The organism is Marinobacter sp. B-21, assembly GCF_056857895.1.
The window spans coordinates 79,567-91,358 of record NZ_JBSXNZ010000054.1 but is presented as its reverse complement, the minus strand read 5'-3'; the positions used below and the strand labels follow the sequence as shown (position 1 = coordinate 91,358).

11 protein-coding genes and 1 pseudogene are annotated in these 11,792 nt (G+C 58.8%); 5 read left to right on the top strand and 7 right to left on the bottom strand.

Annotation, left to right across the window (positions count from 1 at the left end; translation table 11 throughout):
- The first annotated feature begins 14 nt into the window (after positions 1–14).
- Positions 15–1,361 carry an ISNCY family transposase gene (locus tag AC13C0_RS05190; RefSeq protein WP_341580982.1) on the top strand — a complete coding sequence of 449 codons (1,347 nt, stop codon included), beginning with the start codon at positions 15–17 and terminating at the stop codon, positions 1,359–1,361.
- A 352-nt stretch (positions 1,362–1,713) separates the two neighbouring features.
- Entirely contained in the window at positions 1,714–2,220 is a 507-nt protein-coding gene (locus AC13C0_RS05185; RefSeq protein ID WP_341580757.1) for a DnaJ domain-containing protein, read from the top strand.
- 2 nt (positions 2,221–2,222) lie between these two features.
- Here AC13C0_RS05185 and AC13C0_RS05180 read toward each other — a convergent pair whose 3' ends face one another.
- Complete coding sequence (locus tag AC13C0_RS05180) at positions 2,223–3,011, bottom strand: secretin N-terminal domain-containing protein (protein ID WP_117618580.1); 789 nt, start codon at positions 3,009–3,011, stop codon at positions 2,223–2,225.
- Between the two features lie 352 nt (positions 3,012–3,363).
- Between AC13C0_RS05180 and AC13C0_RS05175 the strand changes: the two genes are divergently transcribed.
- Positions 3,364–4,416, top strand: a complete 1,053-nt coding sequence (locus AC13C0_RS05175; protein WP_341580756.1) for a 3-deoxy-7-phosphoheptulonate synthase — start codon at positions 3,364–3,366, stop codon at positions 4,414–4,416.
- On the opposite strand, the gene AC13C0_RS05170 is transcribed toward AC13C0_RS05175, so the two are convergent.
- On the bottom strand, positions 4,361–5,032 hold the full coding sequence (locus AC13C0_RS05170; RefSeq protein WP_117620352.1) for a LysE family translocator: 672 nt from the start codon (positions 5,030–5,032) through the stop codon (positions 4,361–4,363). The two genes, AC13C0_RS05175 and AC13C0_RS05170, sit on opposite strands and share 56 nt — an antisense overlap.
- Before the next feature lie 173 nt (positions 5,033–5,205).
- Here AC13C0_RS05170 and AC13C0_RS05165 point away from each other — a divergent pair.
- Positions 5,206–5,364 (top strand): annotated as a pseudogene (locus tag AC13C0_RS05165) (FAD-dependent oxidoreductase); the annotation flags it as partial.
- 73 nt (positions 5,365–5,437) lie between these two features.
- Positions 5,438–5,911 (top strand): Dps family protein, encoded by a 474-nt coding sequence (locus tag AC13C0_RS05160; protein WP_341580755.1) that lies wholly within the window; start codon positions 5,438–5,440, stop codon positions 5,909–5,911.
- Between the two features lie 118 nt (positions 5,912–6,029).
- Here AC13C0_RS05160 and AC13C0_RS05155 read toward each other — a convergent pair whose 3' ends face one another.
- The 5 genes from AC13C0_RS05155 to AC13C0_RS05135 form a co-directional block, all read right to left on the bottom strand.
- Positions 6,030–7,154, bottom strand: coding sequence for an NAD(P)/FAD-dependent oxidoreductase (locus AC13C0_RS05155; RefSeq protein ID WP_341580754.1), 1,125 nt, complete (start codon positions 7,152–7,154; stop codon positions 6,030–6,032).
- Positions 7,154–8,467, bottom strand: coding sequence for a class I SAM-dependent methyltransferase (locus tag AC13C0_RS05150; RefSeq protein ID WP_482954038.1), 1,314 nt, complete (start codon positions 8,465–8,467; stop codon positions 7,154–7,156). Before AC13C0_RS05150 ends, AC13C0_RS05155 begins: the two co-directional genes overlap by 1 nt.
- 244 nt (positions 8,468–8,711) lie before the next feature.
- The gene (locus AC13C0_RS05145; RefSeq protein WP_117618575.1) at positions 8,712–10,007 is read right to left on the bottom strand and encodes a TRAP transporter large permease; all 1,296 of its coding nucleotides are present in this window, start codon (positions 10,005–10,007) and stop codon (positions 8,712–8,714) included.
- The gene (locus tag AC13C0_RS05140) at positions 10,004–10,549 is read right to left on the bottom strand and encodes a TRAP transporter small permease subunit (RefSeq protein WP_117618574.1); all 546 of its coding nucleotides are present in this window, start codon (positions 10,547–10,549) and stop codon (positions 10,004–10,006) included. The genes AC13C0_RS05145 and AC13C0_RS05140 overlap by 4 nt, the downstream gene beginning before the upstream one ends.
- Before the next feature lie 101 nt (positions 10,550–10,650).
- Positions 10,651–11,727, bottom strand: a complete 1,077-nt coding sequence (locus AC13C0_RS05135; protein ID WP_482954037.1) for a TRAP transporter substrate-binding protein — start codon at positions 11,725–11,727, stop codon at positions 10,651–10,653.
- Positions 11,728–11,792: the final 65 nt, after the last annotated feature.

Genomic DNA, 11,792 nt, shown 5'->3' with positions numbered 1-11,792 from the left:
CCGCGGAGGTGACAATGCGTCAAAAACGCACCGTCCAGGGCAGTATATTTGATCTTTACGCAGAGCACGAGATCGGACGCGAACTGAAGGCCATGTCCGATTGGTTGGATAAGCATCCCGAGATTCTGGACTGGATTGCGCCAGAGCTGTGCCGGGCTGAAATCAAAGAGACTGGGCGTGAAGGGTTGTCAGTCGAGTCGATCGTGCGTAGCGCCATTCTTAAACAGCATCGTCAGCTCAGCTACGAGGCACTGGCCTTTCATCTGGAGGACTCCCATTCCTTTCAGGCCTTTGCACGGCTGCCTCTCGGGTTAAGGCCAAAGAAGTCGGTTTTACAGAAAGGGGTCAGTGCCATTAGCGATGCCAGCTGGGAGCGGATCCACCGTTTGATGGTCCGGGATGCCAACGTTCAGAAAATCGAGCGCGGGCGCGTGGTCCGGGTCGATAGCACGGTCACGGAGACACCGGTTCACGAACCAACAGACAGCACTTTGCTGTGGGATTCGGTCCGCACCCAGGTGCGGCTGATGGAGCAAGCGCAAGAGCTGGCTGGGCAGACGCGACTGACCTGGTGCAACCACCGGCGCGTGGCCAAAAAGCGTGCCTGTCAGATCCAGTATTCCCGGGGGAAGGAAAAAAAGGCCAATTGGTATCGGGATCTGATCAAGGTCACTCGCAAGGGTCTCACTTACCTGGATAAGGCCTGGTGCAGGTTAAGCCAACTGACCGTCGATGAGGCGGCGTTCGCCGCCTGGGAAGCGCAGGTAAAGCACTACCGGGGATTGATCGAGGGAGTGATCGACCAGGCGCAACGGCGGGTCATCAACGGTGAACAGGTTCCTGCCACCGAGAAGATCTTCAGTCTGTTCGAGGAGCACACCGATATCATTATCAAAGGCAGCCGTGATATTCAGTATGGGCACAAGCTGAACCTGACGAGCGGTCGTAGCGGCCTGATTCTTGATGCCGTTATCGAGGAAGGTAATCCAGCCGATAGCGAACGCTTTATGCCGCTGTTGGAACGGCAGATCGAGATCTATGGCCGTGCGCCCCGGCAAATAGCAGCGGACGGGGGGTATGCCAGCAAAGACAACGTGCAGCAAGCCAAAGACAAAGGCGTGAAGGATGTGGCCTTCCACAAAAAGAAGGGCCTGAAGGTCGAGCAGATGGCGAAGAGCGACTGGGTTTATCGCAAGCTGCGCAACTTCCGGGCCGGGATCGAAGCGGGCATCTCCTGCCTGAAGCGGTCCTACGGTTTGTCGCGCTGCACCTGGAAGGGGCTGGAGCACTTTAAGTCGTACGTGTGGTCGGCTGTGGTCGCCCACAACCTGGCCGTGTTCTCGCGACTGCTCGCCAGATAGCGCTTCAGCCCGAGCCACTCAAGAGCACTCACAAAAAGCCTTATCGGCACTCTGGCCGAGGCTTTCCTGTGCCTGAAAAATGCCAATTCGCGGTCAAAATGGCGACGGAAGACCACAGGTTGTGATGTGACCGGGATAAAGTGGGTCAAGAGAAACAATTTGACCGACCCGGCCGGGCGAGTAGCCTTGAAAACAGGCCGTTTATGGACGGAAACTAGCTAGATTCCGGGTTTGCCGGTTTTGACGGAAGTCATAGCAGTCTCGGTGCCTGCCGGTTTTCAGCGCAGAGGTGCTGGTAAAGTGACAGGAGACGGTGACAGAATTACGACCGTACTCAAGGTAAGGATCAACCATGCAGTGGATTCTGGGAATCGCGTTGGCAGCCGCCATGTTTGTGATTCTGAAACAGTGGGGCGCGTTGTCCGCCGAGAAGAAAAAGGCCGCTACCTGGAAAGTTGTCCTGGTGGCTGGTGGCGCCCTTCTGGTTTTTATGGTTCTGACGGGACGTATCCATGTGCTGACCGCCGCAGTGGCTGCCGTTATTCCGCTGTTGCGCAAGCTGCCTGCGTTACTGAAATACGCCCCTGCCATAAACCGGATGTTTGCGGACAAGCAGCAGGATGGGGGCACTGGGCAGACAAACCGGCAGTCGGGCCCGGGCAGCGATCTGAGTGGCCAGATGTCGGTGCGCGAAGCCTGTGACGTCCTCGGAGTGAAAGCCGGCTGTTCTGAAGAGGACATCGTGATGGCTCATCGCCGGCTGATGCAAAAGCTTCACCCGGACCGGGGCGGTAACGATTACCTGGCCGCCAAACTCAACGAAGCCAAGCAGGTTTTGCTCGGCAAACGCAAGGCCTGAGGTCAGGGCAGAAGATCGACTCTGACTTCAAAGCTTCGGTTGTCGGAGCGGCTGCTGTTAACCTGATAGGTAATTCCGCTGCGCTCCCGGGCCGAGCTGGTTGCTGTGCTGCCCAGTGACACCCACTGCCCCGGCTCGACCCGTCGGATGGTGACTACGGCTTCGGTTTCATAACCGTCCAGACTCGCCGGATCCTCCTCGAACGAAACAATGCTCAGCTCAACCGCCTGATTGGAAATTACCTGCGGGCTGACCAGGAACCCGCTTCGGGTTTCGACCTGCTCAAGGAAGGCGGCCGGATTTCGGCCACCCCGAACGGCGACCGGAATTGTCCGGATCTGGCCCGAGGTGATGTGGGCGGACTGGCCATCCTGCATAACCAGCGTTCTCTCCCGGGTGCTGCCGGTGCTGGTCACGCGCCGCTGTGCCGAAAGTTCCACCCGGCCCCCGGGCGCAGAAAGGCCGGCTCCCGACCGCTTGCCCCCGGTGTCAGTTCTGGAGCGAACGGTAATCCGGAGCTGAACCGGCGCCACGTCCAGGGTGTCAACCAGCCTGCCAATTTCATCCAGCAACTCTGGCTCGCCGCGAACCACCAGTTGTGCCCCCCGGGCGGTGACAGCCACGGAAGAACCCTGGTAAAGCTGGCGAACCTGTGCCGCCACATCCTCCGCGGACCGGTTGTTGAGCTGGTAGTCCCGGGTCTCCGCCTGGGCCATGGCGTGGCTTGAACACAGGCCGAGGAGTGCGGCCAGCAAGAGATATAGCGGGTATCGCCCAGAATGTGCGGTCATTGCTCGCTCCCAACCTTACTGCCGGAACTGAAAAATTCCGGCACACGGGTTGCCAAGTTGAAAACCGGGGGTATATATTGAAAAGCATGAAGACGACACACGCGATCTGTCAATTGAATGTTCTGCAAGCTTTCGGCGCCAGGCCGGCGGCAGTCGTGGCCGTGTTTTTCTGGTGGTTTGGTTATGGCTTTTATTTTAGCCAGAGCCGGGGCCGCCCATAGCATCTTCACCGAACGAATAACGAGGAAGGCAGCCCGGCAGAAAACCCAGGCTGCCACCGGACTCAAAAAGCCCCGACTGGTAGCCCAGCCGGGGCTTTTTGATTCTGACGCAGGGAAACGGGAACACTGACATGAACATGCCCTTGAACACAGAACTGACAGACCAGACAGCGGAGTCTTTGGCCCTGCACCGGCAGGAAGTCATTCTGCCGACGCCGGCGGAGCTGAAACGGGAGATGCCGGCGAGTGACCTGGTCGTTCGGCAGGTAAGTGAACAGAGGCGGGCTATCCGGCGGATTCTGCGGGGTGCCGATGCCAGAACCCTGATCGTGATGGGTCCCTGTTCCATCCATGATGAGGTAGCCGCCCTGGAATACGGAGAGAAGCTGAAGGCACTGGCTGATGCCGTCAGCGACCGGTTCCTGATTGTCATGCGGGCGTACCTGGAGAAACCTCGGACTACAGTTGGCTGGAAGGGGCTGCTGTACGACCCCGGGCGCACCGGATCGGGAGATCTGAATGAGGGGCTGCGGCGTTCCCGTCGATTGCTGCTGAATCTGTCTGCCATGGGGTTGCCTCTTGCGACCGAAGCGTTGAGCCCGTTCGCCATGGATTACCTGGGCGATCTGGTGAGCTGGACCGCCATTGGGGCTCGTACCACCGAGTCCCAGGTGCATCGGGAAATGGTCAGCGGTCTGCCAATGCCGACTGGCTTCAAGAACGGCACCGATGGCGGTATTGTGGTTGCAACAAACGCCATGAGGTCGGCCAGCCATCCACACCACCACCTGGGAGTGTCCGCAACCGGAGTGCCAGTAATGATCACCACCCGGGGCAATCCCGACACGCACCTGGTGCTGCGGGGTGGACGGGGCATTACCAACTACGATGCCGACAGCATTGACTGGGCAGTCCGTACGCTGGCAGAAGCCGGGCTGTCCACCGCAGTGATGGTGGATTGCAGTCATGACAATGCCTGCAAACAGGCTGAGCGCCAGCTGGATATTGCCCGGGAGGTGATGGCCCGGCGCCGGGCCGGCAACCGCCATATTCGCGGCCTGATGCTGGAGAGTTTCCTGGAACCGGGCCGCCAGGACGATGGCGAGGATCTGCGTTACGGCTGCTCGATTACCGATCCGTGCCTGGGATGGGCCCAGACGGAGGCTCTGATCCGCTCACTGTAGACAACAGCAACTGGCCGGCCAGCACAAGCAGTACGCCACCCATTAACCGGTCCAGCCAGTGGCCAAAGCGATTGAAGCTCCTGCGTACCTGCGGCAGGGTGAAGAAAACGGCTACCATGGCGAACCAGAGCCCGGTGGCCAGTGCCATATAAAGGCCATATCCGGCTTGCAGGGCGATGGGTGTGCCGGGACTGATCACAACGGAAAACAGAGAGACAAAGAACAGCGTTGCCTTGGGGTTGAGGACATTGGTCAGAAACCCCAGGCGCAGGGCGGCCAGACCCGATTGATGGGTCGTTGGCCCCTTCTCCACATGGACGCCGCCGGCCCGGGCCCGCAGACACTGAATGGCAATCCAGGTGAGATACAGCGCGCCCAGCACCTTGAGAATACTGAACAGGACGATGGATTGCTGGATCAGCAGGCCAATACCCAGCAGCGAGTAGCCGACATGCACCAGAATCCCGGCGCCAATACCGATGGCGGTCAGGAGGGCATTCCTCCGGCTCTGACAAAGTGCCTGGCGGAGCGTCACGGCAAAGTCCGGCCCCGGGCTGGCGACAGCCAGCAAGTGAACCAGCGCGACCGTCAGAAATTCCGGCCAGTAATTCTGCATGTTTGCACCCCCGGAGCGTTCGCCGTCGTTTGAAAAGTCTGACAGCATAGGCTGATTCCGCGTTTTTTTCACGGGGCGGATGAAACTTGCCACGGCTTCTATACTGAGGTCACATCCGACCGAACCTTTCCCGGTTCCCGGGCTCCGGAAATGCCCCTCAGGAGACTGTTTTTATGAACAAACGAGAAGCAGACGTTGCCATTATTGGCGTTGGAACCGCCGGTATGGTGGCGTATCAGCGTGTGCGTAAAGTCACCGGCAAGGTGGTGCTGATTGAGGCCGGGCAGTATGGCACCACGTGCGCCCGAGTCGGTTGCATGCCCGGCAGGCTTCACTTCACAAATTTCAGTGATCTGGCGTACGATTGGCCGGTCAATATTTCATTCGCTGTCAAGGAGACACGCTATGGGTAAGAACTTTATTGGTCTGGATACCGAGAAGACCGCAAAACTTGCAGACTCGCTCAACGAGCTGCTGTCCAATTACCAGATTTTTTACATGAACGTGCGCGGATACCACTGGAACATCAAGGGTGACAACTTTTTCGAGCTGCACGTGAAATTTGAAGAGCTCTATGACGATCTGCTATTGAAAATCGACGAGATTGCCGAGCGGGTGCTCACCCTTGGCCATCGTCCTGCCCATGCCTACAGTACCTATATCGAACGCTCCGAAGTGCCCGAGCGCAAGGATGTTTCCGATGGCAAGGACGCCATGGAGAACATCGTAGACAGTTTCGTCAAGCTGATCGGCAAGCAGCGTGCACTGCTCAGCCTTGCGGGCGAAGCAGAAGATGAGGGCACGGTGGCGCTGATGAGCGATTACATTTCCCAGCAGGAGAAAACGGTCTGGATGTACCGTAGCTATCTCGGCCACTGAACCGGGGTGTAAGTGAATCAGTGGCGGCCCTACCCAGGGCCGCCATCTTTTTTTATCTTTTCGTCAGACCCTTGTTCTGCATCCGGTCAGTGGGTGGAGATGGAGCGGGTTGGCGGGATCAGACTGCAATTTGAAGCGGCGGCACTGCCTGATGCAGGAACCACTTCTCCGTCACCACCTTCCGGGTAAACCAGTGTGACCGCATCAGGGTGCTGGCCAGGGGCATCTTGACCCAGTCCGGCACCTGCCAGCCTTGTTCCGTGTCGGCGGCACGGTTGCCAAAGCGTTCTGCAATGGCATCGCCGTACACCTGCAGCGAGGAGGCGGAAGAGTCAGGGGCATGGCGAATCACATCCGCTGCCATCAGGGCTGATTCGATCGCTGGCCGGATGCCTTCACCGCTCTGGGTATAGGCAAGACCGGCCGAGTCACCGATCAGCAGCATGCCATCATCCACCAATGGCCGTTCCGCGTGAGCGTACAGCAGATAGGCGTGGCCCTTGAAGTGCCCGGGAAGATCCGCCGGGATACGTCCGGCTGACTTCATCTCCTCCACGAATGCCTGCAGGTGGCCGGTCAGTTTGTGGTTGTCTTCCCGGCCCAGGCCGATATTCAGGTAATTGCCTTTGCGGAAGACCCAGGCGTAGCCCTTGAGGTCCCGGCAGAACCAGAGTTCCGGTGTGTCGCCCCGGGCCTGGCAGACTGATGCCTGCTCCGGTGTCATCTCGAATTCAACTTCCTTGGCTGCAACCACGGTCTCATGGCTGCCGGGCCCCTCGCCAAGCAGCCGCGCCACCGGGCAGAAGTGGCCGCCCGCACCCACCACCAGGGGCGCTTCCCAGGTCTCGTTAATGACCCAGTTCCCCCCCCTTCGGACAATCGATTTGACGGGCGTGGCAAGCTGCTTCGGGCAGGTAACACGGCTGAGCAGGTACTCGTCAAACTCGAACCGGCGGATGCCATAACTGACCACGTCGCCGTGATCGTTTTCCACGGCGGCTTGCCCCATCATGCCAATGCGGAAACGCCGGATTGGCTGCAGGGTTCGGCCGGTCCCATAGTCTTGCAGGTCGATATTCAGGGTTTCCATCACTGCGGGCGTTACCCAGCCCGCGCAGGTTTTGTCTCTGGGAAAACCCTGTTTGTCGATGATCAGTATTCGTTTGCCGCTGTTCCCCAGGGCGCTGGCCAGGGTGGAGCCGGCGGGGCCGGCACCGACGATGATCAGGTCATAGTAGTCCATCAGGCCTCCTCGGGTGCCGCGGGAAAGTTGTAGAGATCCTGCCGGCTTTGTGGCAGCCGGTTATTGTCACCGTGGCTGAAGACAACCTGGAACAGCTGCAGGGAACCGGCCCGGAAGGCGGCCATGGAGCCGGCCAGGTACATGCGCCAGGCCCGGGTGAAGTGCCCGTCGTACATGGCCGTTACCTTATCCTCGTTTTCTGTGAAGCGCTCCATCCAGTGGCTGAGGGTCTGGGCATAGTGCAGGCGCAGGTTTTCCACGTCCAGCACCGAGAAATCGCTGTGCTCACAGATCTGCATGAATTCGCCGATGCTCGGAGGATAGGCGCCGGGGAAAATGCGCTTTTCGATCCAGGCATTCATGAGCATCGGGCGGTTACGTCCGATGCTGTGGAGCAGGGCAATGCCGTCGGGTTTGAGGCTTCGTTTAATCAACTCGGACAGGGCTGCGTAATTTTCCTTGCCCACATGCTCGAGCATGCCGATGGACACAAAGGCATCGTACTGGCCGCTGATGTTGCGGTAGTCGTCCTCGACGTACTCGACCAGATGATCCAGCCCCTGTTTGTGGGCCTCTTCCCGGGCGTAGTCCAGCTGTTCCCGGGAAATGTTGTAGGAGTGGACTTTTACCCCGTAATTACGGGCCATGTAGCGGGCCAGCCCGCCCCAGCCGCAGCCGGCCTCGACAACGGTCATACCGGGTTTGAGCCGGAGTTTTCGGCAGACGTGCTCCAGCTTGGCCAACTGGGCCTGTTCCAGGCTCAGGTCCGGGGTTTCGTAATAGGCGCAGGTGTACTGCATTTCGGCGTTGTCCAGCCAGAGCCGGTAGAACTCGTTACCGAGATCGTAGTGGTGATGGATGTTCTCCTTGGCTTCGGAGATGCTGGTGGATCGCGGGGTGTGATTGCGCCACAGGGCCTCCAGCCATTTCGGCCATTTCTGGCGGGCCTCATAAACGGCCCGGTAAAGGGTCTCCATCAGGTCTGGCAAATCGCCTTCCACTTCCAGCCGTCCGGCGCTGTACAGATCGCCAAAGGCCAGATTGGGGTTGGTGACCAGAGCATACAGGGCTTTGGGGTCGGTCAGGTGCAGGGTAAATTCTGCCTGCTGTCCCTCAGGTTCGATAACATCCCCGTTCCAGAGCCGGAACCGGACCGGCGGGGCGCCAGCCATCCGCACAAGCTTGGCGATCAGCCAGCGCTCGTAGGTATGGGGCGACCGGTCTGCCTGGGTGTGATCCAGTGGCAGGGTAAGAACGTGGCTTTTCTGTTCCTGCCCGGTGTCACGGGTTTTCTGGGTCGTACTCTGATTCATGGACTCCGCTCTCCCTTGATAACCTCAACATCAATGTCTTTCGGCGACGTTCGCGCGCCGGGGCTTCCCGAATATAAGCCTGAGAATTGCCGATTGTCTACTCAGTATAGAAAACTGTCGGGTTTTGTCAGGCGGGAATAATACCGGGGAAAACTATCGGGTAAATCGGGAAGGGCAGGTGGGAGCGAGGGAGTCGCGTCAGGTAAAAAAATACCGGGCCCGGGGGCCCGGCATTCGTGCAAGGTCAGTAGGAGGGGCTCATGCCAAACCATTCGGGGAATACCACGATCAGCGCCAGCACCAGTATCTGGATCAGGATAAAGGGCACGATACCCCGGTAGATATCGATGGTCCGGACTTCCGGTGGAGCCACGCCTTTCAGGTAGAACAGAGAGAACCCGAACGGCGGGGTCAGGAAGCTCGTCTGAAGGTTCATGGCGATCAGGATCGCAAACCACAGCATGTTGATGCCCATGGCTTCGGCCACCGGCGCCAGGATCGGCACGATGATGAAGGAGATCTCCACGAAGTCAATGAAGAAACCCAGCACCAGGATGACCAGCATGGCCAGGATGATGAAGCCCCACTTCTCACCGGGCAGTTGCAGCAGCCACTCTTCCAGAAGATAGTCGCCGCCGGTGTAGCTGAACACCATGGAGAAGGCGGTGGCACCGATCAGGATTGCGAACACCATGGCGGTGACCTTCACAGTGTCCTTGGAGGCGTCCCAGACCATCCTGAAGGAAAACTGCCGGTAGATAATCGCCAGAACCACGGCACCAACACCGCCCAGCGCCGAGGATTCCGTGGGTGTGGCAATACCGGTGAAAATCGAACCCAGTACCACTACGATCAGTGCCAGCGGCGGGATGATGGCCAGCAGCGCGTTGAGGATTTCCTTCTTGCGGGAAACACCGCTTTCCTCGGGCATGGCCGGCGCGGTTTCAGGCCGAAGCCGGGTCACGATCAGGATATAGACGATGTACAGCCCGATCAGAACCACGCCGGGCCAGACGGCTGCCTTGAACAGGTCGCCCACCGGAAGCCCCAGCACGTCGCCGAGAATGATCAGTATGATCGAGGGTGGCACGATTTGCCCCAGGGTGCCGGAGGCGCAGATGGTGCCGGTGGCCAGTCGCTTGTCGTACTTGTGTGCCAGCATGACCGGCAGGGAAATCAGCCCCATGGCAACCACGCTGGCACCGACGACGCCGGTGGAAGCGGCCAGCAGGGCGCCAACCAGAATAGTGGAAATGGCCAGGCCGCCTGGCAGGCCACCGAACAGTCGTCCCATTGAGGTCAGCAGTTGCTCCGCCAGCCGGGTGCGCTGCAGCACAACTCCCATGAAGATAAACAGGGGAACCGCCATCAGAACGGTATTCTGCATCACACTCATGATCCGGTAGGGCATAAAGGCAAACAGATCCATGCCCTCGGCAAATATTCCGAAGAACAGGGCTACGCCGCCGAAGGTAAAGGCTACCGGAAAGCCCAGCATCAGCATCAGCAGGGCGGCGCCGAACATAATCATACCAATCATGCCAGGCCTCCTGCGCTGTGCTCACCTTCGTACTCTTTGTCGCCTGCCATGACACGCAGGGCATAGGTGGCCATGTTCAGCCCTGCAATGCCGATAAAAACCGCGCTGACGGGAATCACAGACTTGATGATCCAACGATAGGGCAAGCCGCCCGGGTCACCGCTGCCTTCGCCCATGTTGTAGGAATCGATCGCAAAGTCGTAGCCATAGATGCCAATCAGGTAGGCAAAGGGAATAACAAAAATGATCGCACCTACCAGGTTTATCCAGGCCTTGGCCTTGTTGCTCCAGCGGGTGTAAAAGACGTCGACGCGAACGTGACCATCCGTGCGTAGTGCGTAGGGAATACCTAGCAGGAACACCACCGAATAGAGGTGCCACTCCATTTCCTGCATGCCGATTGAAACGTCGTTAAAGGCGTAACGGGCCACCACGTCGTAAAAGACGTTGGCTGCCATCAGTATCATCGCGACACAGGCGACCCAGCCACAGAACACGGACAAGCGGGCAAGCCCCTCATCCAGTTTGATAATCCACCGCATTGATAATCCTCCGCCAGGCGGACTGGCGATTTTCCGGTTGCTATAAACGACAAAACCGGGATCACTTCGAGAGCGATCCCGGCTCCGTTAAAGCCTCTATCTTACTCGACTTCGGCCATGGTGTTGAGGTATGCGCGCTCGGAAATATCTGTGTAAGCACGGCTCTGTTTCTGGTAGCTGGCCTGGGACTCAATGATCCTGGCTGCCATGTCGCTTTCAGCTGCTGCTTCTTTCAGCAGCTTGGTGTTGGCCGCATACATGGCCTGGAAGATGTCGTTCGGGAACCGCTTGATCTGCACGTTCGGGTACTCCTCGCGAATGTTGGCCCAGGCCTCGGCATTGGCGTGCTGAGACTGCACCAGCATGTCATAGGAGGCCGTGCGCATGGCGACACGCATGATTTCCCGCAGGTCCGCCGGCAGCTTTTCCCAGACCCGCTTGTTGACCAGGAACTGAAGCTCGGTGGCCGGCTCGTGCCAGCCGGTGTAGTAGTAGTCGGCAATCTGCTGGAAGCCAAGGCGCAGATCCAGGGCCGGACCGACCCACTCGACCGCATCGATCGTGTTGCGTTCAAGAGCGGTATAGAGCTCGCCCGGCGCGATGTTGGTCGGGTTGACGCCTACTTCGGCAAACACTTCGCCGGCGAAGCCGGGGATGCGCATTTTCAGGCCCTGCAGATCTTCCAGGGATTTGATCTCCTTGCGGAACCAGCCGCCCATCTGCACGCCGGTGTTACCGCCCGGGAACGACAGCATGTTGTGGGGCTCATACACTTCCTGCATCAGCTCCATGCCGCCGCCGTGGTAGAACCAGGCGTACTGTTCCATGGCATTCATGCCAAATGGCATGCTGGTGAAGAACAGCGTCTCGGGAACCTTGCCCTTCCAGTAGTAGGAGGCGGAGTGGCCCATGTCGTACTGGCCGGCCTTGACCATGTCAAACACGCCCAGCGGGGCTTTGTGTTTATTGGCGGAATCGATACGGACCTTCAGGCGTCCGTCGGACATCTTCTCGACCGTTTCGGCGAATCGTTTGGTGGTATCACCGAAAATCGGGAAGTTCGGCCCCCAGGTTTCTGCGAGGCGGAGGGTGAAAGTCTCTTGGGCGAGCGCCTGCGTGGCGGCAAAGGTCGTTACCACAGCCAGCACAGCCGCGGAAAGAACAGAACGGATCTTCATTGCTCTTCTATCCTCTTATCGTTTTTGTGGGTCGAGCGTCTCACCCTTTTGGGGCAAAACCACTC